15 protein-coding genes are annotated in these 23407 nt (G+C 70.4%); 10 read left to right on the forward strand and 5 right to left on the reverse strand.

The window, feature by feature from the left end; genetic code table 11:
• Positions 1-9 precede the first annotated feature (9 nt).
• Together AAID08_RS15625 and AAID08_RS15630 are read right to left on the reverse strand one after the other, a co-directional pair.
• On the reverse strand, positions 10-771 hold the full coding sequence (locus AAID08_RS15625; RefSeq protein WP_175166927.1) for a DNA alkylation repair protein: 762 nt from the start codon (positions 769-771) through the stop codon (positions 10-12).
• Positions 768-1310 carry a MarR family winged helix-turn-helix transcriptional regulator gene (locus AAID08_RS15630; protein WP_082889686.1) on the reverse strand — a complete coding sequence of 181 codons (543 nt, stop codon included), beginning with the start codon at positions 1308-1310 and terminating at the stop codon, positions 768-770. The genes AAID08_RS15625 and AAID08_RS15630 overlap by 4 nt, the downstream gene beginning before the upstream one ends.
• A gap of 135 nt (positions 1311-1445) precedes the next feature.
• On the opposite strand from AAID08_RS15630, the gene AAID08_RS15635 reads away from it, so the two are divergent.
• From AAID08_RS15635 to AAID08_RS15645, 3 genes are all read left to right on the forward strand, one after another.
• Positions 1446-2255: a nucleotidyltransferase domain-containing protein gene (locus tag AAID08_RS15635; protein ID WP_064522758.1), complete on the forward strand. Its 810-nt coding sequence runs from the start codon at positions 1446-1448 to the stop codon at positions 2253-2255.
• A gap of 11 nt (positions 2256-2266) precedes the next feature.
• On the forward strand, positions 2267-2761 hold the full coding sequence (locus AAID08_RS15640; protein ID WP_175166926.1) for a GNAT family N-acetyltransferase: 495 nt from the start codon (positions 2267-2269) through the stop codon (positions 2759-2761).
• A 137-nt stretch (positions 2762-2898) separates the two neighbouring features.
• A complete protein-coding gene (locus tag AAID08_RS15645) occupies positions 2899-3378 on the forward strand; it encodes a DUF6882 domain-containing protein (protein ID WP_054504422.1) in 480 nt (159 codons plus the stop codon).
• A gap of 31 nt (positions 3379-3409) precedes the next feature.
• Here the strand turns inward: AAID08_RS15645 and AAID08_RS15650 are convergent, their stop codons facing one another.
• Complete coding sequence (locus AAID08_RS15650; protein WP_175166925.1) at positions 3410-4621, reverse strand: citrate synthase family protein; 1212 nt, start codon at positions 4619-4621, stop codon at positions 3410-3412.
• A gap of 109 nt (positions 4622-4730) precedes the next feature.
• On the opposite strand from AAID08_RS15650, the gene AAID08_RS15655 reads away from it, so the two are divergent.
• On the forward strand, positions 4731-6161 hold the full coding sequence (locus AAID08_RS15655; RefSeq protein ID WP_395756577.1) for a CoA transferase: 1431 nt from the start codon (positions 4731-4733) through the stop codon (positions 6159-6161).
• Between the two features lie 12 nt (positions 6162-6173).
• Here the strand turns inward: AAID08_RS15655 and AAID08_RS15660 are convergent, their stop codons facing one another.
• Positions 6174-7403 (reverse strand): SMI1/KNR4 family protein, encoded by a 1230-nt coding sequence (locus AAID08_RS15660; RefSeq protein WP_100505588.1) that lies wholly within the window; start codon positions 7401-7403, stop codon positions 6174-6176.
• 183 nt (positions 7404-7586) lie between these two features.
• Between AAID08_RS15660 and AAID08_RS15665 the strand changes: the two genes are divergently transcribed.
• The 6 genes from AAID08_RS15665 to AAID08_RS15690 all read left to right on the forward strand — a co-directional run bounded on the left by AAID08_RS15665 (position 7587) and on the right by AAID08_RS15690 (position 15204).
• Entirely contained in the window at positions 7587-8804 is a 1218-nt protein-coding gene (locus AAID08_RS15665; RefSeq protein ID WP_395756578.1) for a helix-turn-helix domain-containing protein, read from the forward strand.
• 36 nt (positions 8805-8840) lie between these two features.
• Positions 8841-9482: a PQQ-binding-like beta-propeller repeat protein gene (locus AAID08_RS15670; RefSeq protein WP_100505590.1), complete on the forward strand. Its 642-nt coding sequence runs from the start codon at positions 8841-8843 to the stop codon at positions 9480-9482.
• A 153-nt stretch (positions 9483-9635) separates the two neighbouring features.
• Positions 9636-10523: a DUF3348 domain-containing protein gene (locus AAID08_RS15675; protein ID WP_395756579.1), complete on the forward strand. Its 888-nt coding sequence runs from the start codon at positions 9636-9638 to the stop codon at positions 10521-10523.
• Between the two features lie 10 nt (positions 10524-10533).
• On the forward strand, positions 10534-13833 hold the full coding sequence (locus tag AAID08_RS15680) for a DUF802 domain-containing protein (protein ID WP_395756580.1): 3300 nt from the start codon (positions 10534-10536) through the stop codon (positions 13831-13833).
• Positions 13830-14486 (forward strand): OmpA family protein, encoded by a 657-nt coding sequence (locus AAID08_RS15685; protein ID WP_054416608.1) that lies wholly within the window; start codon positions 13830-13832, stop codon positions 14484-14486. The genes AAID08_RS15680 and AAID08_RS15685 overlap by 4 nt, the downstream gene beginning before the upstream one ends.
• Positions 14476-15204, forward strand: a complete 729-nt coding sequence (locus AAID08_RS15690) for a DUF2894 domain-containing protein (protein ID WP_395756581.1) — start codon at positions 14476-14478, stop codon at positions 15202-15204. The genes AAID08_RS15685 and AAID08_RS15690 overlap by 11 nt, the downstream gene beginning before the upstream one ends.
• A 64-nt stretch (positions 15205-15268) precedes the next feature.
• Here AAID08_RS15690 and AAID08_RS15695 read toward each other — a convergent pair whose 3' ends face one another.
• Positions 15269-23044: an autotransporter-associated beta strand repeat-containing protein gene (locus AAID08_RS15695; protein WP_395756582.1), complete on the reverse strand. Its 7776-nt coding sequence runs from the start codon at positions 23042-23044 to the stop codon at positions 15269-15271.
• Between the last annotated feature and the right edge of the window lie 363 nt (positions 23045-23407).

Raw genomic sequence — 23407 nt, forward strand, 5'->3', positions numbered from 1 at the left:
CGATCGGCGCTACGGTCCGATGGTGCGCAGCGCCCGCTGGCAGATGCGCTGCGTCGCCGCGACCGGGCTGTGCGTCAGCCAGCGCGCACACACCCGCCGGGCCCAGTCGGGCTGGTCCTTGCTGGCGTCGTTCAACCAGTTCGCCACCGAATCCTGCACGTAGACCGCCGGATCGGCGCGCAGCGGCTCCAGCAGCGGCAGCGCCCTCCCCGGATCCGCCTTGAGCGCGGCGATGTGCGCGCACCAGACGCCGCGCGGCCGCAGCGCTTCGCTGGCAAAGCGGCGCAGGCGCTCGGACGGCAGCGCCGTCCAGGGTTGCAGTTGCGTGATGGCCGCGTCCAGCTCGGCCGTCAACGCCGGCCGCAGCGCCAGCCAGGCCCATTCGCGCACGCCGAAGTGCGCGTCGTCGGCCAACGGCCGGATGCGCGCCAGGCGCTGCGCCAGCGGCACGTCCGGCGCCGCCCCGATCATGAAGCAGGCCCAGCCGCGCGCGGTGTCGGACGCCTGCGCCGCCATCCGCGCGCAGCCGGCCGGGTCCAGGCGTTCATGCAGGATGCGCGCCGCCACCGCCATGCGCCTGGAGATGCCCAGCGCCGCCGCGGCCCGCATGGCGGCGATGCCATCGGCGCCCACCTCGGGCGCCAGCGCCTGCATCAACACGGCAAAGTCCACCGCCAGGCACTCGGTCAGGTGCGTGGCCGGCGCGCCCGCGTTCAGCCGCCCCAGGCGGTCGGCACCGATGTCCTTGACGCCTCGACGGGCGGCGCTCATGGCGCGTCCTTCGCCAACGCCGCGCGCCCGCTGTCGGTGCCGCGCCATACCTTCGCCAGCAGTTCGCCGAGCTGGCGCCGCTCGGTGGGCGAAAGCGGGTCGAACAACGAGCCGATCCACTGCGTGTGCTCCTTGAACAACCTGGCCGCCGCCGTCCTGCCCTTGGGCGTCAGGACCACCGCGATCCGGCGCCGATCGTCCTGGCCCGGCTGGCGCGAAACGAAGCCGTCGCGCTCCAGTCCATCGAGCAGGCCGGTGACGGTGGCGCGCGTCACGCCCGCGCGCGCCGCGAGTTCGTGCGGCGACAGGCCGCCCGCCTGCCCGTGCAGCAGGAACAGCAGCACGAACTTGCCTTCCGATAACTGCCGCGGCGCCAGGCGCGCGGCGCAATCGCGGTCGATGGCGCCGGCCAGGGCCAGCACCTGCAGGCACAACCGCATGCCGTCCGCGGATTGCAGCCCGCGGCGGGCAGCCTCGTCCAGCAGCGCGTGGTGCTTGGGTTCCAGCATGGCGGAAATAAGGGAAATGGCGGGTGGCATGGGGTTTCGGCATTTGATACGGCAGCATATGATAAGGCGCCTAACCATATGAGGCAACCCGGCGGGCCATGGCGACATTCCGCCGATCAATCGCCCCGCGCGGCGCCCGCCTGGCGAAGTGCTAGCATCCGAAGCATGACTTCGATCCTGCATGCCCACCCCATCGACCCGGCCATCCGCGAGCGCGTCATGGCGACCCTGGAACACATCGAACAGCGCCACGATGTCCGCGTCCTGCTCGCCTGCGAATCCGGCAGCCGGGGCTGGGGGTTCGCCTCGCCAGACAGCGACTACGACGTGCGCTTCCTGTACGTGCACAAGCTGGACTGGTACCTGCGCGTGGTGCCCCAGCGCGACGTGATCGAGCTGCCCATCGACGACGAGCTGGACGTGTCCGGCTGGGAATTGCGCAAGGCGCTGCAACTGCTGCGCGGCTCCAACCCGACCTTGTTCGAATGGCTGGATTCGCCCGTGCTGTATCGCCAGGACGACGCCACCAGCGCCTGGCTGCGGCACTTCCGCAGCGAGTATTTCTCGCACATCAAGGGCCGCTGGCATTACGTGGCCATGGCCGGCCGCAACTTCCGCGAATCGCTGCAGGGCGACACGGTGCGGCTCAAGAAATACCTGTACGTGCTGCGTCCGGTGCTGGCCGCGCAATGGATCGACAGCGGCCGCGGCATCCCGCCGATGCGTTTCGCGGACCTGGCCGACGCCATGGTCACCGACCCCGCGCTGCGCGACGAGATCAACGCGCTGCTGGCCATCAAGATGCAGGCCGGCGAGGCCGAGCACGGCCCGCGCTTCCCGCTGATCCACGCCTATCTGGAAACCACGTTGCCGACCCTGGAAAAGGCGCCCTTCTTCGACCGGCCGGACGGCCAGACCGAGCGGCTGGACCGGTTCCTGTACGAAGTCGTGACCGGCGCGCCGCTGACGTATTGAGCGCCGCCGCAATGCCGCCCACCCCGACCATCACCCTGCGCCGCCTGCGCACGGACGACGTACCCATGATCCTGGCGCTGGAATCCGACCCCGAGGTCATGCGCCACAGCACCGGCGTCAAACCCGCCACGCAGGCGCGCCGCCAGGAACTGCTGGAATGGTTGCGGACGCCGCCGGATGACATCGGCCATTGGGCGGTGGTCGATCCCCACGATGTCGCGGTGGGCTGGATCAGCCTGACGCGGCTGGAGGACACGGGCGCGTTGCAGTTGGCCTACCGGCTGCAGCGGGCGGCGTGGGGTCGCGGCTATGCCACGCAAGCCGCGCGCCAACTGTGCGATTACGCCTGGCACGCGCTGGACGCCACGGAACTGGTGGCCGTCACCTGGCCCGACAACCTGGGCTCACAGCGCGTGCTGGACAAGCTGGGCTTCGCCTTCCGCGCCATTGAAACGCATTATGGCCGCGACACTCGCGTCTACGTGCTGGCGCGTCCGGGTCACTGATCGCCGACCTGAACGCCGCCGTTCACCCGCTTTGGCATGGCGCCGCGCGATCGCGGCGGCCCGGTCGCGCATGAGCGATGCGGCGGCCAGCGCTTTGCGGGTACCCTATGGCCTTTCCATCCCCCGCAAAGCCCCGCATGTCCGACACCACCCAGCCCTTCGACGTTTCCAACTACATCGCCCAGAGCCTGGAAGGCATGCGGGCCGCCACCTCGGCGCACTGCGCCACCTGGCACCTGGACGAGGCCGAGCAATGGTCCGTGGACATGGACAGCGGCCTGATCGTGTTCCAACTGCCCGGCGGCATCACCGCCCAAGCGCCGGTGCAGATCGTCGGCACCTCCAACAGCGAGGACGGCAGCTTCCTGTGGGGCTGGGATCACCCGTCGGTGCCCGCCGAACTGGCCGAACACGCCCAACTGGCGCTGGCCTTCGGCAAGGCCCACGGCCTGGAGGCATACACCCACCGCAAGGTGCCATGCGATGACGCCCTGGCCTGGGAATTCACCGCCGTGGCGATGCGGCTGGGCGAGGCCAGCGGCTCGTACCGCGCGCAGGCCTCGGAGACCGCCCACGTCTGGATGACGTTCGGCCAGGTGACCTTGTCCAAGGCCTGACGCGCCGGCGGCGTGCGCCACCGCGCCGCCGTCAGGCCGCGTCCGGATGAATCCCGGTATAAGCCGCGCGCGGCCGGATCACATCGGGGCTGCCGCGCTGCTCCAGGCCATGCGCCAGCCAGCCGATCGAGCGTCCCAGCGCGAACAGGCCGAAGGCCGCGCCCGGCGGCAGGCCCAGATGGCGCCGCACCGCCACCAGCGAGAAGTCCACCGAGGGCCGCTGCCCCGACAGCTCGAACGCCTGCTCGATCAATGTCTCCCACTCGGGGCGCCGCGGCAGTATCCGCGCCAGCAAGGCGCTGGCGCGCGGATCGCCCGCGGGGTAAAGGTGGTGGCCAAAACCCGGCATGTCTTCGCCCCGCGCCAGCCGCTCGCGCAAGCCCCGCGCCAGCCGCTGGCCGGCGTCCGCGCCGCCACCGCCACGTTCCAGTTCCTCCCACATCGCCTCGACGCGCGCCGTGGTGGCGCCGTGGCGGCCGCCCGTCAACGCCGCCAGCCCGCCGACAATACCGGCGCGCAGGCTGGCGCCCGTGGACGCGATGCAGCGCGCGGTAAAACTGGAGGCGTTCAGTTCGTGGTCGGCGCACAGCACCAGCGCCATGCGGATAAGATCCGCGCCCGCCGCGTCCACGCCCCAGGCGCGGGCGCACTGCGCGTGGATCGGCGCGTCGTCCGGCGCGGTCTGCAGCAGGCAGGCCGCCAGCATGCGCACCAGCGCGCCGCAGCCCTGCGCCTGGCGCTCGGGCGAGCGCTGCCACAACGCGGTCGCATCGTCATCGCTGGCCGCCGTGAACAGCGGCAACAGCGCGGCCTCGGCGCGCTGGCCGCGATGGCGCGCGAACAGCGCCGCCAGATCCTCGGGCAACCCCGGCGCGGCCGCGCCGAACGCCATGGCCTGGTCGCATTGCCACAGATGCGCGGCCACCGCTTCCACCGAGGACGATTGCGCCAGCGCCACGGCGTTTTCACCGCGATAGAACAACTGGCCATCCTCGATCAGGGTGATGGCCGACTCCAGCACCGGCAGACCCCAGTTCAGCGTCGCCTTGGCCACCTCTTTCGGCTTGCGGCCACGGGTGCGCTGCGCCGCCAGCCGTTCGACCTCCTCGGCCAGGTAGCGGCTTTCGCGCGGCGTGGCGCCGGTCTCGGCGTGCAGCAATCCCCGGCTGACGTAGGCGTACAGGGTCTGGCGCGACACCCCCAGGCGGGTGGCCGCGGCGGCGGAGGTCAGGTAATTGGGCATGGGTTCCGAGACGGGGAACGAGGGCAATGGGTTGATTATATTAATCAATATTGACAATTAATGCGGCAAGATGAATCCTGGCGTCATCCCTCAACGACCCGCAAGCAACATGTCCGCCATCCATCGCCCCCTCCCCCCCTCGCCCGCCACCGCCGACTACCTGCGCCAGTTCTGGCTCGCGGCGGGCGGCGATCCCGCCCTGCTGAGCCAGGTCGCCATCACCGGCCAGGGCGCCTTGCCCTCGGCCTTCGCCGTCACGGAATTCGCCACCGCCGCGATCGGCGCCGCCGGCCTGGCCATGGCGGAATTCGTTGCGGCCGGCGCAGGCGCGGCCGGTGCGCCCGCCGTGCCGGCGGTCGAGGTCGACCAACGCCTGGCCTCTTTCTGGTTCGGCGCCAGCCTGCGCCCCATCGGCTGGAGCATGCCGCCGCTGTGGGACGCCGTCGCCGGCGACTACCGCGCGGCGGACGGCTGGATCCGGCTGCACACCAACGCGCCCCATCATCGCGACGCCGCCCTGGCGGTCCTGGGCGTGGCCGCCGACCGCGACGCCGTCGCCCGCGCCGTGGCGCGCTGGCGCGCCGACGAACTGGAAGCGGCGGTGGTCGAACACAACGGTTGCGCCGCCGCCATGCGCGGCCTGGACGCCTGGCGCCAGCATCCGCAAGGCCAAAGCGTTGCCGCCGAACCCCTGCTGCACCGCGCCGCCAGCGGCGGCGGCGCCCGCCCTGCCTGGCGCATTTCGCGCCAGCGCCCGTTGCAGGGCCTGCGGGTGCTGGATCTGACTCGCATCCTGGCCGGCCCCGTGGCCACGCGCTTCCTTGCCGGCTTTGGCGCGGACGTATTGCGCATCGACCCGCCCGGCTGGGAAGAGCCCGGCACGGTGCCCGAGGTCGTGCTGGGCAAGCGTTGCGCGCGCCTGGACCTCAAGTCCGCCGAGGGGTTGGCCACGCTGCAACGCCTGCTGTCCCAGGCCGACGTGCTGATCCACGGCTATCGCGCCGACGCCCTCGCTCGCCTGGGCCTGGACGCCGAGCGCCGCCGGCAGCTCAACCCGACGCTGGTCGACGTATCGCTGGACGCCTATGGCTGGAGCGGTGCGTGGCGGGGCCGCCGCGGCTTCGACAGCCTGGTGCAGATGAGCACCGGCATCGCCGAGTCCGGCATGCGCGCCAAGGGTGGCGACCGCCCGGTGCCGTTGCCGTGCCAGGCGCTGGACCATGGCACCGGCTATCTGATGGCGGCAGCGGCGATCCGGGGCTTGACCGAACGGCTGGCCACCGGCGCGGGCAGCACCACGCGCGCGTCGCTGGCCCGCAGCGCGCAGCTACTGGTCGCGCATGGCGGCTTGCTGGAAGGCGGGCCGGCATTGGCGCCGGAAAGCGCAGCCGACTGGTCCGAACAAATCGAGGCAACCGCGTGGGGCCCGGTCCGGCGCGTCAAGCCGCCGCTGCGGATCGCGGACACGCCGCAATCTTGGGATTACCCGGCAGGCGCCTTGGGATCCTCCGAGGCGGCCTGGCGCGATGGCTCGCGTTAGCCCGGGGCCGCCTCAAAGCACAAACGCGCGCAAGTTGGCCACCCGTTCGGCCAGGCCGTCCACGCCCAGGTAATGGCCCAGCTTGCCCGCCCGCACGCGGCGCAGGTCTTCCTCGTAGCGGGCCGCCATCGCGTCGCGCGCCTCGGCATACGCCGCCGCGATCCCCTCGCCCGCGGCAGCGGCGATCACGCGCGCGGCCTCGGGCGACCCGCAAGCCACGCAGCGCGCCACGCCCAGGCCGTCGGCCCGCGCCCCGCGCGCCAGCAACTGCGCCACCAGGTCGGCGGGCGGCTTGCGATCGAATCGATGGATCGCCTCCGCGCTGACCGGCGTGCCGGCCCGCAACAGCGCCCGAGCCGCCGCATAGGCATGCTGCGTCAGCGCCACGTCCAGCGCCAGCGCGCTGCCGCGCAACGGCTGGTCAAAGCCCACGCCCTGTGCCGCCAATTGCGCCACCAGCGCGCCGTCGTCATGCGCCAACGCATGCCGCAAGGCCAGCCTGGCCAGCGTGGGCGACTGGCCCAGCGTGCCGACCGCCAACGGCGCGCGCCAGTCCACCAGCGCGCGCCGATAGAACGCCGCCAGCTTGTCCGCCAGGGCCTGCGGCATGCCGTGATCGGCCACGCGCTCGTCCAGGTATTCCAGCACCCGTATGCCGGTGCTGTCGGGGTCGTCGATATCCTGTTCCAGGTAGAGCGCGGCAAAGGCCGCGTGCAGGTCCGCCGCGACGGTCGCGATGGCGTCCTGCTGCAACGCATGCGTCCAGCCCGGCAGCCCCTGCTTCCAGGCCACGATGCTGCCGGCCCGCGGGCCGCGTTCCACGCACACATAGATCCGGTCGCAGTATTCGAAGCCGCCGATCGGCAGATAGCGCAGCTTGCCGTCCCAGGCCTCGCCGCGTTCCGCGGCGGCCTCTTCGGCGCATTCCTGCTCGTGCTCGATCCAGCCCGCCAGGTCGCGGTATTGGTCACTGCCGTCATAGAACAGCTCGGACCAACTGAGGGCCTCTTCGTTGCCGTCCATGCGCGCATGCAGGTCGTAGGCCAGTTCGCCGCCGGCGGTCAGGCGCCACAAGTCGCGCAGCGCATCGGGCAAGGGGCCGGCACAGGCCGCTTCGATCTCGTCGATGCGCGCCTCGTCCAGGGGCGGCTGGACCGCGATCAGGACGCGATCGGCGAACAGGGCAATGCCGTGTTGGCGCAGCGACTGGATGTCGTCGGCGGAAAAATGATGCTCGCTCATGTTCAGGTTTCCTGGGAGATGCCGGTTCGGATTCTACCCGTGGGGGATGGGGACGACGCCACGGCAGACGCAGGCGCCCTGCCGCATCGCCGACGAACTCCCCGCGCCCGCGGCGCGGTGGTAGATTGGCGGCATCCACGAATGGACGTGGCAACGGGGCGCGGGGACGATGGCGGGAGCGTCATGGACGGGCTGATCATGGCCTCGGCGCGGGCGCTGGCCAGCGGCGATCCGCTGGGCGCGTTGAGCCGGGTGGCGCTGCGCGACGATGCGCCGGCGCTGGCATTGCGCGGCATCGCGCTGGCGCAGTTGGGCGACTTCGAACGCGCCCGGCCGCTGGTGCGCCGCGCCGCCCGCGCGTTCGGCGCCAAGGATCCGGTGGCGCGCGCCCGTTGCGTGGTGGCCGAGGCCGAGATCGCGCTGGCCGCGCGCGACCTGGGCTGGCCACAGACGGCGCTCGACGCCGCCCGCGCCACGCTCGAGCAACATGGCGACCGGCGCAATGCGGCCTACGCCGGCTATCTGGCCGGCCGCCGCCTGATCCTGATGGGACGGCTGGAGCAGGCCGAGCAGGTGCTGTCGGAACTGAATCCCGCCCCTTTTCCACCGGCCTTGCGAGCGGTGCACGAGCTGGCCCTGGCCGGCATTGCGCTGCGGCGCCTCCAAGCCACGGCGGCACGCGCCGCGCTGGACCTGGCCGCGCGCGCCGCGCAAGCGGCCGGCATCCCGGCGCTGCAGGCCGAGGTGCGCCAGGCGTCGCTCGTACTGGAAGCGCCGGCCGCGCACCTGCACCGCGCCGGCGACACGCAGGTGCTGCGCCTGGAGCAGGTGCAAGCGCTGCTCGAGTCCGATACGCTGGTGATCGACGCGTGCCGTTATGCCGTGCATGGCGCGGGCCGCACCCTGCCCCTGGCCAGCCGGCCCGTGCTCTTCACCCTGGCGCAGGCGCTGGGCCAGGCGTGGCCGGACGACGCGCCGCGCGACGCGTTGATTGCACAGACGTTCCGCACCCGCCATCCCGATGACTCGCACCGCGCGCGGCTGCGGGTGGAAATCGGCCGGTTGCGGGCGGCCCTGGCGCCGTGGGCAGAAATCCGGGCAACGCGGCAAGGCTTTGCATTAATGCCGGCCGCGCACACCGTTGCCGTGTTGACGCCGCCGGTGCGGGACCGCCACGCCGCCGTGCTGGCGCTGCTGGCCGACGGCCAAGCCTGGTCCAGTTCGGCGCTGGCGCTGGCCACCGGCGCCAGTCAGCGCCAGGTGCAGCGCGCCCTGGAGGCGCTGGCGGCTTCCGGCCAGGCGCATCCGTTCGGCCAGGGCCGGGCGCGGCGCTGGATCACGCCGCCCCTGCCCGGTTTCGCGACGACATTGTTACTCCCGGTCCCGCTGCCGAATGCCTAGCATGGAGACGTCACCCCTCCCAACAAGGAAAGCGTCATGAAAACCAAGCCCGCAGAAATTCTCCGTGAATACGGCCCCTTCCCCGGCGTCACGGACGTGCACGGCGTCTCGTACGACGGCGGCCGCATCTGGATCGCGGTCGGCGACAAGCTGCACGCGCTGGATCCGGCCAGCGGCGATGTGGTTCGTACCATCGACGTCATCGCCCGCGCCGGCACCGCCTTCGACGGCAAGCATCTCTACCAGTTGGCCGACAGCATCATCCAGAAAATCGACCCGGCATCGGGCCGCGTGCTGGCCACCGTGCCGGCGCCCGAAGGCGGCGGCAATTCGGGCATGACCTGGGCCGAAGGCATGCTCTGGATCGCGCGCTACAAGGACCGCAGGATCCACCAGGTCGATCCCGCCACCGGCGCCGTCCTGCGCACCATCGCGTCCGACCGCTACGTGACCGGCGTCACCTGGGTCGATGGCGACCTGTGGCACGGCACCTGGGAGGACGACGCCAGCGAGCTGCGGCGGGTGGACCCGGCCAGTGGCGAGGTGTTGGAACGACTGGCGATGCCGCCCGGCGTGTACGTCTCCGGCCTGGAGTCGGACGGCGGCGACGTGCTCTATTGCGGCGGCGCCAGCAGCGGCCGGGTGCGCGCGGTGCGCCGGCCACGCGCCAGCGCCTGATCCGCCCCGATCCGCCCTGATCCCGCTGATCCGCGGTGTCCCGCGCCGCCGCGCCGTCCTGACAAATTGTTGCAGGCATTGGCGCGGCGGCCCTTTTCCGACCCAGCGAGCCCCCGCCAGCGTGTAAACTCCCCCCTTTTTGACTCTGGTGGTATGTTGCAAGCCCCACAGCGCACAGGTTTAAGCGGCCCGACGCTCATTCGCTTGCTGACTCGCCTGACGGATGTCGACGTGCCGGAATCCCGGCAACCGTTGTCGGATCATCTGAGCCAGTGGCTCGGCTGGACTGACGCGATTGCCCTGTCCGCCGCCCTGAACAACCGACCGCCGGCGATCGCGCCGGGCGCGCGCCAGTTCAGCAGCGCCGAGGAGCGCGAGTGCGAGCGCGTCCGCACCACGCTGGCCGATGCCATTGCCAGCGACACCGCGGCCACGGCCGCCAAGCGGCAGATGCCGGGACAGGTGTCCGCCAAGGTGGCGGCGCTGCAGGCCGACGACGCCGATTACTCGAATTTTCGTCAGCGTTATCTGTCGTTGCAGCACACGATGGAAACCAGCATCGGCAACCTGCGCAGCCGCCTGCGCGGCATGCTCGCGGCCAAAACGCCGGAGATGACGCGTCTGGCGGTGGTGGACGCCATCATGGACCGCGCCCTGCTGCCGCGCGAGCGGACGCTGCTGGGCGCGATTCCGAAGTTGCTGCAGGGGCATTTCGACCGGCTGCGGCTGGCCGAACAGGCCGCGCTGGAAGCGGCGGCGCAAGCGCAAGCCGAGACCGGGGTGCCGGCCGGAACCGCGGACGAGCCGGCGGCCGATGCCCAGGCGCCGGCCGCGCCGGGGGGCAGCGCAACGGACGACGCTCCCGCCGCCGCGCCCGCGCAGGCGGCGGCCTGCACGGCGCCGCAACCCGCTTTATCCGCGCCCACGCCGGGCGCGTGGCTGGAGACGTTCCGCAAGGATATGCGCAGCGTGCTGCTGGCCGAATTGGATGTTCGTTTACAACCGGTGGAAGGGCTGCTTGCCACCCTTCGCGCCAGCTAACCGGGACACTATGTCCAAGTATCTGATCAATATCGTTGTTTTCATTTGCGGCCTGGCCGTGGCCGGCTGGATCGGCGCGGGCTACGCGGGCACCAACCCCCTGGCGCTGGCCGTCACGCTGCTGATCTGCGCCTGCTACGTGGCGGGCGCGCTTGAATTGCTGCGCTACCAACAGGCCACCGCGTCGCTCAGACGCGCGGTCGGCAACCTGTCGGAAGCGCCCGCCAGCCTGGGCGGTTGGCTCGACCAATTGCCGGCCGGCCTGCGCAACGCCGTGCGGCTGCGCATCGAAGGCGAACGCGTGGGCCTGCCCGGCCCGGCATTGGCGCCCTACCTGGTCGGCCTGCTGGTGCTGCTGGGCATGCTGGGCACCTTCCTGGGCATGGTGGTGACGCTGCGCGGCACCGGCACCGCCCTGGAAAGCGCCACCGACCTGGCCGCCATCCGCGCCTCGCTGGCCGCGCCGGTCAAGGGCCTGGGCTTCGCCTTCGGCACCTCGATCGCGGGCGTGGCCACCTCCGCCATGCTGGGCCTGCTGGCCGCGCTGTGCCGGCGCGACCGCATCCAGGCGGCGCAACTGCTGGACGCCAAGGCGGCCACCACGCTGCGCCTGTACAGCCAGGCGCACCAGCGCGAAGAAAGCTTCAAGCTGCTGCAGCGCCAGGCCGAAGTGCTGCAACGGCAGGCCGAGGCCATGCCCGCGCTGGTCGACCGCCTGGACGCCATGATGCGCAACCTGGAGCAGCAGAACCACACGCTGAACGAGCGCCAGCTCGCCAGCCAGGATGCGTTCCAGGGCAAGGCCGAGGCCGCCTACGCGCGCCTGGCCGCCGTGATGGAACAATCGATGAAGGAAAGCGTGGCCGAAAGCGCCCGTTCGGCCGGCGCGGCGCTGCAGCCCGCCGTCGAGGCCACCATGGCCGGCCTGTCGCGCGAGACCGCCTCGCTGCACGAAAGCGTGACCCAGGCGGTGCAGCGCCAGCTCGACGGCATGACCGCCGGCCTGCAGGCCGCCACCAGCAACGTGGCCGGCATCTGGAACCAGGCGCTGGCCGGCCAGCAGCGCGCCAGCGAAGCATTGGCGCAGGACCTGCGCGATTCGCTGGACCGCTTCGCGCAGACCTTCGAGCAGCGCTCGGCCGCGCTGCTGGACAGCGTGTCCGAACGGCTGGAGGCGTCCTCGGGCAGCATGTCCGAAGCCTGGAACGTGGCGCTGAACCGCCAGGAGCGGGCCAGCGAGAAACTGGCCGGCGACAATCTGCAGGCGCTGACAGCCGCCGCCGCCAGCTTCGAGCAGCACTCGGCGTCGCTGCTGCGCACGCTGAACCAGTCGCACACCGCCCTGCAATCCGAACTGGCCTCGCGCGACCAGCAACGCCTGGCGGCGTGGACCGAAACCCTGGGCGCGCTGTCCGCCACCCTGCGCCAGGAATGGCAGCAGGCCGGCGCGCAGGCCGCCGAGCGCCAGCTCGAAATCAACCAGGCCCTGGCGCGCAGCGCCCAGGAACTGACCGAGCGCGCGCAGACCCAGGCCGGCCTGCTGGAGAACGTGTCGGCGCGCCTGGAAAGCGCCGCCGGCAACGTCTCGGCGCAATGGCACGAGGCGCTGGAGCGCCAGTCGCAGGTCAGCGACAAGCTGGCCGGCGACAACCGCGAAGCCCTGGCCGCCGCCGCCGCCACCTTCGAACAACACGCCGCGACGCTGCTGCGCACGCTGGACCAGTCGCACGCCGACCTGCAGGCCGCCCTGGCCTCGCGCGACGAGCAGCGCCTGGCCACGTGGGCCAGCACGCTCGGCGCCCTGACCGACAAGCTCGGCCGCGAATGGGAACAGGCCGGCGCGCAAGCCGCCGCCCGCCAGCAGGAAGTCAGCCAGACGCTGGCGCGCACCGCGCAGGACCTGGCCTCCCGCGCCGACGCGCAGGCCGCGCTGCTGGACACGGTCGCCGCCCGCATCGAAACGGCCGCCACCGGCGTGACCCAGGCCTGGACCGAGGCGCAGGTGCGCCAGGAACTGACCAGCGAGAAGCTGGCCGGCGACACGCAGCAGGCCCTGGCCACGGCCGCCGCCGCGTTCGAACAACATTCCGCGTCGCTGCTGCGCACGCTGGACCAGTCGCATGCCGAGCTGCAGGCCGCCCTGGCCTCGCGCGACGAAGCGCGCCTGGCCGCCTGGCACGCCTCGCTCGGCGCCATGGCCGCCGACCTGGGCCGCGAATGGCGCCAGGCCGGCGAGCAGACCGCCGCCCGCCACCAGGCACTGGAACAACTGCTGACCCGCACCGCGCAGGACCTGACCACCCAGACCCAGGCGCAGGCCGCGCTGCTGGAAAACCTGTCGGCCCGCCTGGAAACGGCGGCCGGCGGCGTGACGCAGGCCTGGACCGAGGCGCAGATACGCCAGGAACTGGCCAACGAGAAACTGGCCAGCGACAACCAGCAGGCCCTGACCACGGCGGCGTCCGCCTTCGAACAGCATTCGGCATCGCTGCTGCAGACCCTGGGCCAATCGCAGGCCGGCCTGCAGGCCGAGCTGGCCGCGCGCGACCAGGAACGCCTGGCCGCCTGGACCGGCGAGCTGGGCCGCATGGCCGAAGCGCTGCGCCAGGAATGGGAACAGGCCGGCGCCCGCAGCGCCGCCCTGCAGCAGGAAATCTGCGCCACCCTGGCCCAGACCGCACAGGACATCGCCACCCAGACCGAGGCCCACGCCAACGGCACCATCGCCGAGATCGGCCAACTGGTGCAGGCCGCCTCCGAAGCGCCGCGCGCGGCCGCCGAGGTCATCGGCGAATTGCGCCAGAAACTGTCGGACAGCCTGGCCTACGACAACGCCATGCTGGAAGAACGCAACCGCCTGCTGGACACGCTGGCGACGCTGCTGGATGCCGTCAACCACGCCTCCAGCGAACAGCGCAGCGCGGTGGACGCGCTGGTGTCGTCGTCGACCGACCTGCTGGACCGGGTCGGCGCGCAGTTCACCGAGCAGGTCGAATCCGAAACCGCCCGCCTGGACGACGTGGCGGCGCAGGTGACCAGCGGCGCGGCCGAAGTGGCCAGCCTGGGCGAAGCCTTCGGCGCCGCGGTGCGCCTGTTCGGCGAGTCCAACGACAAGCTGGTGGCGCACCTGGAACGCATCGAGGCGGCGCTGGACAAGTCCATCGCCCGTGGCGACGAACAACTGGCCTACTACGTGGCACAGGCGCGTGAAGTGGTCGACCTGAGCACCATGTCGCAAAAGCAGATCGTCGAGAACCTGCGCGAACTGGCCAGCCAGCGCGCCGCCACGGCCGGAGCGCAGGCGGCATGAGCGCGGGCGAGGACATCGACGGCGGCGTGGAACCCGCGGTGCCGACCTGGGCCGTCTTCGGCGACCTGATGTCGGTGCTGCTGGGCGCCTTCGTGCTGATCCTGGTGAGCGTGGTGGCCGTGCAGCTGGAGCTGTCGACCCAGCTGGAACGCGAAGTCAAGCAGCGCCAGGAAGAGACCCAGCGCCGCCAGACGCTGGAGCAGGCCCTGGCCGCGCCGCTGGCGGCCGGCCGCGTGACGCTCATCAACGGCCGCATCGGCATCAGCGGCAGCGTGCTGTTCGCGCTCAATTCCGACCAGTTGCAGCCGGAGGGCCGCGAGGTGCTGAAAAGCCTGATCGAGCCGCTGTCGGCCTACCTGAAGGCCAATGACGAGATCCTGATGGTCAGCGGCTTCACCGATGACCAGCAGGTGCGCGAGGGCAACCGGCGCTTTGCCGACAACTGGGACCTGTCGGCGCAGCGCGCGCTGACGGTGACCCGCGCCCTGATCGACGAAGGCGTGCCGTCGTCGCTGGTGTTCGCCGCCGCCTTCGGCGCCGAGCAGCCCGTGGCCTCGAACGCCGATGAAGACGGCCGCGCGAAGAACCGCCGGGTCGAGATCACCCCCATTCCCAAGCCGTCCAACAGTGCGGAGCCAGCGCGTGGCCAGTGATGGCGGCCTGGGCCCGGCGCTGACGGCCGGCGCGGATACCGCGCCCGCCGACGCCACGCTCGCCACCTTGCAGGCCTGGCGCGAGCGCGGCGACGACCGGCTCGATCCGGTCGCCTTCCATTTCATCGAGGCGCTGGCCCGGCGCGCGGCCGCCCACGCCGGCGCGGCCCGCGCCCGGCTGGACGAGCGGCTGGCGCAGTTGCTGCGGGCGTATGCGGCGCGCGTCGCCGCGGCCCGCGCGGCCAACGCCGCCGAAGGGCTGGACGATGCCGCCACGCCCGATGCCAGCCCCGCGCCGGCCACGCCGGTTCCCAAGCCCGCGCGCGGGCCGCTGGCCGAGCTGGCGGCGTATCTCGCCTACCCCGGCGCGCCCGGCGAAGACCCCGACGCCATCGCCGCGCAAGCGCGCCGCGATGCCTATCCGGACATGCCGGTGCTGGATGGCCTGCGCGAGATCTGGTCCGGCCTGAGCGCCGACCGCCAGGTGCGCCAGTCGCAGGAGCAGGTGCACAAGAACGCCGGCCCGCTCAATTCCAACCAGCTCGTGCACCGCGCGCTGTCGCTGATGCGCGAGCTGTCGCCGGGCTATCTGCAGCAGTTCGTGACCTACACCGAGACGCTGGCCTGGATGGAACAAGTGATCGCGGCCACGCCCCCCGCCAAGGAAGCGCCCAGCGCGGCGCCCACCAAGAAGCGGGGCCGCGCCAAGAGTCGTTGATACGCGGTGCTTGCCGCGGCCACCCAGGCCGCGGGCCCCACGCAAGCGCCCCGGCTGCTCGCGCTCAGAAGCGCAGCGTCAGGGTCAGCGCCCCCTGGGTGGCGCGCAGGCCCTGGCCACCCTGCCGCCGCGTCAGACTCGCCGAGACGCCAAGGCGCTCGGTCAATTGGCCTTCCACGCCCGCCTTCAATTCGGCCACGTTCCTGTTGCCCAGGATCGTGGCGCCGACGCCGTCCAGCATCACGCCGTATTGTTTGGACGCATGCAGCCAATTCGCTTCCAGGAAGGTCTCGAACGTGCCCGCTTTGCCAGGCCCCCGCGACCGATGGCCACTGCTGATCGACAACCGCGCGCCCAGGCGCGTCTGCACGTTGTTGGCGCCCATGCCTTGCACGCGCGTGCCGGTGCGCTCGGTGTGATCGGCGGCTTTCACGCCGGACCACAGCACCTGCACCTGCGGCTGGAAGCGGAAGCGGTTTTCCATGCCACCGTACGTTGTGTATGAACCGGCTTCCAGCAGCAGACCCGACTCCAGGGACGCGGTGACACCCTGGCTTTGGTACGTCTCCTTGGCCAACCCATCGCCCTTGACCGTATTGTCGAACCGGTTATAGAGCGCCCAGCCGTCCACGTACAGGCCGCGATGCGTCAGCGCGTCTTGATACCAGGTGCCGTACAGACCGGCGCTGTAGCCCTCCACCGCGCCGCGCGACTGATAGCCCGAGAGGCGGCTGCGGGTCTTGCTGTGCTGATTGCCATAGCCAGCCATGACGCCCAGGCGCCAACCGTCCTTGCCCGTGAACGTGCCGCCTGCGATGGCGCTGCCCATCTGCAGCACGCTACGGTCGGCCGAGAACTGATTCTGCCCATCCGACATGTTCCCATGGCTGCGCCCGGCGGCCGTTCTGGCCCACGCGTGCCGGCGCGCCCCCGTCACGGGATCGACCGCTTCGCCACTTTCACGATCGCTCAGACTCGTGTTGAACAACACGCTCGCGGCAGCGAGGTTGCTGGCATAGCTGCCGATTTCGGGGCGGAAGACACGGACCGCGTTGGCATTGCCTTCGGAATTGCCCCCTGGCGGCGTATCGGCGGGGCCATCGGGAAGGTCGGCCTTGTCATCGACCGGAGGATCAGCGGGTTCGGCCGTGTCCGCGCCAGGCGGGGGATCGGCGGGGTCCGCGCCATCGTCAACCGGGGGAACCTCCGGATCCTGGGCGCCGCCATCGACCTGGGGAACCTCGGGATCCTGCGCGCCATCGTCAACCGGGGGGAGCTCCGGATTCTGCGCACCATCGTCGCTCGGGGGCTCCTCGGGAACCTGCGCGCCGTCGTCGGCCGGAGGAACTTCGGGGTTCTCCGTGGGAGGTTCGGGATTCTCCGTGGGAGGTTCGGGCGTCATGTCCAGGCTGGTCAGATACCAACTGTTCGGGCTATTTCCGGAAGCCGATCCCTTTCTCAGGAAATAATCGTAGGCGCCGGCCGCGATGCGGCCGCGTTGCACGAAGGCGTCTTCGGTGGACCCGGCCGTGCGGATCAGTTCGATCCCTTCCACCGTTTGCGCGCCAGCGCCGCCCTCGTTGGCCACGGTGACGTACGTGGTGCCGCTCGCCGCGCCGCCGATGATCAGTTTGTCCGTGACGCTGTCATCGCCACCCAGCACCGCGCCGAACGAAACGGTGCCGCCATCCCCCACCCAATCGCCAGCCTGGGTATAGACCTGACCCGCGCAATCGGCACATGTATTGAGCACCAGCATGCCGCTGTGCTTCATGTTTCCGGCAACCGTCAGGCCGGCCATCGACACGGGCGCGCCCAGGTCGTTGAACAGGATGACGCCGCTGTTATCCAGTTGCGAGATGATCTGGCTGTAGCCGCCCAGATTCAGGCTGGCGTCGCGCGCGATCATCACGCCCGCGGTTCGCGCGAATGCGTTGACCACGCCGGTTTTCAGCGTCCCGGCCTCGATGCGGGTGGCGCCGGAATAGGTATTCGCGCCGCCCAGGGTCAGCGTATTGGTGCCATTCTTGACCAGGGCCCCCGTGCCGGAGACCAGCCTTCCATATGTCACATCATCGCCGCGCTCAAACGCCAGGATGCCATGATTGACGATGTCGCCGACCAGGGAACCGGTATTGCCGCCGTCGCCAATGCGCAGCGTGCCTGCTTCGACGGTTGTCAGGCCGGTGTAGCTGCTGTTGCCGGTCAGGGTCAGCGTGCCGGTACCCTTGTTGGTGACCGCGCCGCTGCCTGAAATGACACCCGCGTAGGTCGCCGCGTCGCCACGCTCGAAGACCAGCGTGGCGTCGTTGGCGATGTCGCCCGCCACGGCCCCGGTCGTGCCGCCGTCGCCAATGCGCAGTGTGCCGGCTTCGACGCGGGTCGGGCCGCTGTAGGTGCTGTTGCCGGTCAGGGTCAGCGTGCCGGTTCCCTTGTTGATGACTGTGCCGCTGCCGGAAATGACGCCCGCGTAGCTCACCGCGTCGCCACGCTCGAAGACCAGCGTGGCGTCGTTGGCGATGTCGCCCGCCACGGCCCCGGTCGTGCCGCCGTCGCCAATGCGCAGTGTGCCGGCTTCGACGCGGGTCGGGCCGCTGTAGGTGCTGTTGCCGGTCAGGGTCAGCGTGCCGGTTCCCTTGTTGATGACTGTGCCGCTGCCGGAAATGACGCCCGCGTAGCTCACCGCGTCGCCACGCTCGAAGACCAGCGTGGCGTCGTTGGCGATGTCGCCCGCCACGGCCCCGGCCGTGCCGCCGTTGCCGACGCGCAGCGTGCCGGCTTCGATGCGGGTCGGGCCGCTGTAGGTGCTGTTGCCGGTCAGGGTCAGCGTGTTGCTCCCCTTCTTGGTGACCGTGCCCACGCCGGAAATGACGCCCGCGTAGCTCACCGCATCGCCACGCTCGAAGACCAGCGTGGCGTCGTTGGCGATGTCGCCCGCCACGGCCCCGGCCGTGCCGCCGTCGCCAATGCGCAGCGTGCCGGCTTCGATGCGGGTCGGGCCGCCATAGGTGCTGTTGCCGGTCAGGGTCAGCGTGCCGGTTCCCTTGTTGATGACCGTGCCGCTGCCGGAAATGACGCCCGCGTAGCTCATCGCGTCGCCACGCTCGAAGACCAGCACGGCGTCGTTGGCGATGTCGCCCGCCACGGCCCCGGTCGTGCCGCCGTCGCCCACGCGCAGCGTGCCGGCTTCGATGAAGGTCCGGCCCGTGTAGACGTTGTTGCCGGTCAGGGTCAGCGTGCCGGCGCCGCGCTTGGTGACCGAGCCCGCGCCAGCAATGACACCCGCGTGCGCTGCCGCGTCGCCGCGGTCGAACACCAGCGTGGCATGGTTGAGGATATCGCCCGTGACGGAGCCGCTGACGCCGCCGTCGCCGATACGCAGCGTGCCGGCGGCGATCGTGGTGCCGCCGGTGTAAGTGCCAGCGCCCGTCAGCGTCAGCGTGCCCGAACCCTGCTTGGTCAGGCTCCGGCCATCCCAGCCCGTGGCGCCATTGGCGGCCATGTCATGCAAGTCGGCGCCGACGGTGTCCGCCACGCCCGGATCGAGCGTGAACGTGCCATGCGCCTGGCCGCTCTCGTCCAGCCAGCTCAGGTCATAGGTGGCCAGATAGCGCATCAGGTCCTCGGACTTGCTGGCGGCCAGAGTCAGGTAATCGACCTTTCTTTCGTAGCCGTCGAAGATCACCCGCGCAAAGTCGCCCTCGATGCCGCCGTCTGTTTCGAACAACGACACGCTGCGCCGGATCTGGTCGGCGATGCCGGACACCAGGAGAGTGACGTCGGCGCCGAGGGTCACCTTGCCCGCGGTCAGGCTGACGGCGGACGCCGGGTTGCGCAGCGCGTCGCGCAGCATCAGCGCCGAGCCGTCCCGCAGGGATGCCGTTCCGGCCAGATTCACCGCGACGGGCGTATGAATGTCCAGCGTCGCCCCGCTGGCCACGGTCATGCCGCCGCCCAGCGTGTTGGCCGCGGCGGACGCGCCGTCGCCGAATTTCAGGGTTCCGGCGGTGACCCTGGTGTCGCCGCCATACGTATTGGCACCCGTCAGGGTCAGGACCTCGGCGCCGTTCTTGACGAGCGCCCCCGTGCCGGACATGGCGCTGGAGTAGGTCACCGCGTCGCTGCGATCGAAGATCACCGTCGCGGCGCTGGCGATATCGCCGGTCACGAACCCGGTCGTGCCGCCGTTGCCGATGCGCAGCGTGCCGCCTTCGAGCGTGGTCAGGCCGGTATAGGTGTTGTTGCCCGTCAGGGTCAGCGTGTTGGTCCCCTTCTTGGTAACCGTGCCCTCGCCGGAAATGGCGCCCGCGTAGGTCACCGCGCCGCTGCGGTCGTAGACCAGCTCGGCATGGTTGACGATATCGCCTCTTACCGCGCCGGTCGCGCCGCCGTCACCGATGCGCAGCGTGCCGGCGTTGATCGTCGTCACGCCCGTGTAGGTGTTGCCCCCGGTCAGGGTGAGGACATTGTCGCCGTCCTTGGCGACCCTGCCCCCGCCGGAGATGACGCCCGCGTAGGTCACTGGATCGCTGCGATCGAAGGCCAGCGCGGCGTTGTTGAGGATATTGCCCGCGATGGAGCCGGTGACGCCGCCGTCGCCCAGCCGCAGCGTGCCAGCGACCAGGGCGGTCCTGCCGGTGTAGGTATGGTCGCCAGTCAGGGTCAACGTGCCATCCCCGCGGGGGCTGGCGTTCACGGTATAGCCCTTGTAGACCTCCCCCGTGCCGGAAATCACGCCGTCATACGTCGCATCATCGCTGCGCACGAAGAACAGCTTGCCGCCATCGTTGACAATATCGCCCGCCACGGAACCGGAGGTGCCGTTGTAGCCCACGAACAGCGTGCTGTCGGGGTTGCTGATGCGCGTGCCGCCGGTGTAGGTGTTGTCGCCGGTCAGGATCAGCATGCCGTTCGTGAGCGTGACCGAACCCGAACCCGAAATCACGTTGTCGTAGGTGCCCCGCCAGGTGCGACCGTGGTCGAAATGCAGCGCGGCGTCACCGGACAACAGGACCGGACCGGCCACGGAACCGGTGAGGCCGCCGTCGCCCAGGCGCAGCACGCCCCCTTCGACGAGGGTCTGGCCCGAGTGGGTGTTCTCGCCGGTCAGGGTCAGCGTGTTGGTCCCTCGCTTGGTGACCGTGCCCACGCCGGAAATGATGCCCGCGTAGGATGCCGCATCGGCGCGGTCGAAGACCAGCGCGGCGCTGTTGAGGACGTTGCCCGCCAGGGAACCGGTGGCGCCGCCATCACCGATCCGCAGCGTGCCGGCGATGACGGTGGTTCTGCCGGTGTAGGTGTGATCGCCGGTCAGCGTCAGCGTGCCGGCCCCATACTGCACCCCGTCATCGAAGGTATAGCCCTTGAAAACGCTGCCCGTGCCGGAAATCACGCCGTCATAGGTGACGTCGTCGCCGCGGGCGAAGAACAACTGGCCGCCATCGTTGAAGATATCGCCCGCCACCGAACCGGTTGCGCCGCCGTCGCCGATCCGCAGCGTGCTGCCCAGGATCCTGGTGCCGCCGCTATAGGTATTCGCGCCGGTCAAGGTCAGCGTGCCGCTGCCGGCCTGCGTCACGACGCCGTCGCCGGAGATGACGCCCGGGTACGTCAGCCCATTGCCGCGGTCGAAAACCACCTCGCCGCGATTGACGATGTCGCCATTCACCGAGCCGGTGCCGCCGCCATAACCCACGCGCAGCGTGCCTGCTTCGACGGTGGTCAGGCCAAAATAGCTGTTGTCGCCGCTCAGGATCAAGGTGCCCGCCCCGCGCTTGGTCAGGCTGTTGCCATCCCAGTCGCCGTTGGCTCGCATCCGCCTCAAGGTCGCGCCGACGTCGAATTCCTCGTCCGCCCCGAGCAGGAACGTGCCGTGCGCCCTGGCCGGCGTATCGAACCAGGAGAGCTGGTAACTCGCCAGGTAGCTTCTGCCGTCGTCGGATTTGCGGGTGCGCAGCGTCAGGAAATCCGTGATACGCACGCCGGGGGCCGCGGCGTCACCGTCGTCGGCCTTGCCCCCAATGAAGACGCGGGCGAAATCGCCCTCGATCACGCCGTCGGTGGCGCTGAACAGCGCGGTGTCGGTCGCGCTCGCGGCCGCGACGCCGGACAGATTGAAGGTGACCCCATTGCCGATGGTCACGGCCTTGACCCGCCAGCTTTCCGGCAGCTCGCCTTCCGCTGCGCGCGCCGTTGTGATGGACAGGGACGCGCCGTCGTTCAGGACGGCGGCCCCGGCCATGTCGACCGTTGCCGGCGTATGGATGGCCAGCGTGGCTCCGCCAGCCACGGTGATGCCGCCGCCCAGCGTATTGGCGGCGCCGAGGGCCCTGCCGAATTCCAGCGTGCCGGCGCCGACCGTGGTGTCGCCGTCGTACGTATTGGCGCCGGCCAGATTCACCGCGTCGGCGCCGATCTTGCTGACCGCCCCGGGGCCGGAAATGACGCCCGTGTACGTCAGCGCGTTGCCGCGGTCGAAGGTCAGCGTGCCGGCATTGGCGATATCGCCGGCCAGCGAGCCTGTCGCGCCGCCGTTGCCGATGCGCAGCTCGCCGCCCTCGATCGTGGTCGGGCCGGTATAGGTGTTGTCGCCGGTCAGGATCAGCGTGCTGGTGCCCTTCTTGATCATCGCCCCCTCGCCGGAGATGACGCCGGCGTAGGTCGCCGTGTCGCCGCGATCGAAGACCAGCGTGGCCTGGTTGGCGATATCGCCCGCCACAACGCCGGTCGTGCCGCCACCGCCGATACGCAGCATGCCGGCGTCGACGGAGGTCAGGCCGGTGTAGGTGTTGTTGCCGGTCAGCGTCAACGTGCCGGCGCCTTGCTTGGTGACGGTGCCCACGCCGGAAATGACCCCCGCGTGGATCACTTCATTGCCGCGATCGAAGACCAGCGCGGCATTGTTGCGGATGTTTCCTGTGACGGAACCGGTCAGGCCGCCGTCGCCGATCCGAAGCGTGCCGGCCGCAACCGTGGTGCCGCCGGTGTAGGTGCTGTCGCCCGTCAGCGTCAGCGCGCCCGTTCCCCGCTTGGTCAGGCTCCTGCCGTCCCAGCCGCTGGCGCCATTGGCGGCCATGTCATGCAGGTCGGCGCCAATGGTGTCAGACAGGTCGGCACCGATGGTGAACGTGCCATGGGACCGGCCGCCGGTGTCCAGCCAGGTCAGGTCATAGTCCGCCAGATAACGCGTCTGGTCCTCGGACTTCCTGGTGGTCAAGGTCAGGTAATCGACCCGTTTTTCATATCCGTCCGACATCAGCCGGGCGAAGTCGCCCTCGATGCCGCCGGCCGCGCTGAATAGCGGCGCGTCGCGCACGATCCGATGAGCGATGCCGGACAGCGAGAGCGTGACGTCCTGGCCGAGGAACACCTTGCCGGCGCTGAAGCTGGCGGCGGGCGTCTCTCTTTGCAGCGCACCGCGCAGGACCAAGGCCGAACCGTCATGCAGCGTGACATTTCCATCCAGCCCGAGGGGATCGCCCGCGAATCCGACTTCGGCCCCCGTCCCGACGTCCAGGCCGCCGGTTACCCGGACGGATTGGTCGCCGCTGTTGAGAATGGACAATTTTGGCGGAGTGAGCGTCTTGTCGTCATGCGACAGTACGATATCGCCTTCGATGCCGCCGCCAGGCTCGAGCTTGACTTGCCTGGCGCCGCCGGTCAGGCGGATGGCGACCCCGTCGGTGCCGTCTTCCGCCATCGGGACATCGGCCGGTGCCCCCTCTTCCTCGGGGCCGGCGGCCAGCACATCCGGAACCGCTCCGGCGAACGCCAGGACGGCGCACAGCGCGGCGGTCGTCGCGTGCAGGCGGAACGGAGTACACGCGGCATGACCGGGCATGCCGGTCAATGCGGCCGAGTCCGCCCCCCGTTCCGTCGCGCCCGCAGCCGATTTTTGTGTTCCGCGCTTGTTTTTGTTCAAGATGCGGCGGGACGAGGGCCCCTTTCGAAATAGGGTCATGACTACTACCTGTACGTGCGCCGGCCGCCGCGACCTACGGCGGCTGGCGCGATTCTTCCGGGAATGAAAAACGGACGCGGTGCCGACGGGCAGGCGCCTCAAGAATTCTAGGTAGGGGGGGTGGGATAAAACGAGGAAGCGGCCAGGAGTTATTTATACGTTTGGCGGAACCGCCAACGTATCTGCGCGGCGCACACGCCACGAAGCGGCCGACCGCCGCGAGGGCCGACCGCTGCACGCGAT

The sequence above is a fragment of the Achromobacter sp. EB05 genome, from assembly GCF_044232075.1.
Lineage (GTDB): Bacteria > Pseudomonadota > Gammaproteobacteria > Burkholderiales > Burkholderiaceae_B > Achromobacter > Achromobacter dolens.

Excerpts from the sequence above, each read along its gene's own strand:
- AAID08_RS15635 (WP_064522758.1), top strand. The coding sequence starts at position 1,446 with ATGACTTCGATCCTGCATGCCCACCCCATCGACCCGGCCATCCGCGAG.
- AAID08_RS15650 (WP_175166925.1), bottom strand. The coding sequence starts at position 4,621 with ATGCCCAATTACCTGACCTCCGCCGCCGCGGCCACCCGCCTGGGGGTG.
- AAID08_RS15645 (WP_054504422.1), top strand. The coding sequence starts at position 2,899 with ATGTCCGACACCACCCAGCCCTTCGACGTTTCCAACTACATCGCCCAG.
- AAID08_RS15675 (WP_395756579.1), top strand. The coding sequence starts at position 9,636 with ATGTTGCAAGCCCCACAGCGCACAGGTTTAAGCGGCCCGACGCTCATT.
- AAID08_RS15640 (WP_175166926.1), top strand. The coding sequence starts at position 2,267 with ATGCCGCCCACCCCGACCATCACCCTGCGCCGCCTGCGCACGGACGAC.
- AAID08_RS15655 (WP_395756577.1), top strand. The coding sequence starts at position 4,731 with ATGTCCGCCATCCATCGCCCCCTCCCCCCCTCGCCCGCCACCGCCGAC.
- AAID08_RS15685 (WP_054416608.1), top strand. The coding sequence starts at position 13,830 with ATGAGCGCGGGCGAGGACATCGACGGCGGCGTGGAACCCGCGGTGCCG.
- AAID08_RS15625 (WP_175166927.1), bottom strand. The coding sequence starts at position 771 with ATGAGCGCCGCCCGTCGAGGCGTCAAGGACATCGGTGCCGACCGCCTG.
- AAID08_RS15630 (WP_082889686.1), bottom strand. The coding sequence starts at position 1,310 with ATGCCACCCGCCATTTCCCTTATTTCCGCCATGCTGGAACCCAAGCAC.
- AAID08_RS15660 (WP_100505588.1), bottom strand. The coding sequence starts at position 7,403 with ATGAGCGAGCATCATTTTTCCGCCGACGACATCCAGTCGCTGCGCCAA.
- AAID08_RS15680 (WP_395756580.1), top strand. The coding sequence starts at position 10,534 with ATGTCCAAGTATCTGATCAATATCGTTGTTTTCATTTGCGGCCTGGCC.
- AAID08_RS15665 (WP_395756578.1), top strand. The coding sequence starts at position 7,587 with ATGGACGGGCTGATCATGGCCTCGGCGCGGGCGCTGGCCAGCGGCGAT.
- AAID08_RS15670 (WP_100505590.1), top strand. The coding sequence starts at position 8,841 with ATGAAAACCAAGCCCGCAGAAATTCTCCGTGAATACGGCCCCTTCCCC.
- AAID08_RS15695 (WP_395756582.1), bottom strand. The coding sequence starts at position 23,044 with ATGCCCGGTCATGCCGCGTGTACTCCGTTCCGCCTGCACGCGACGACC.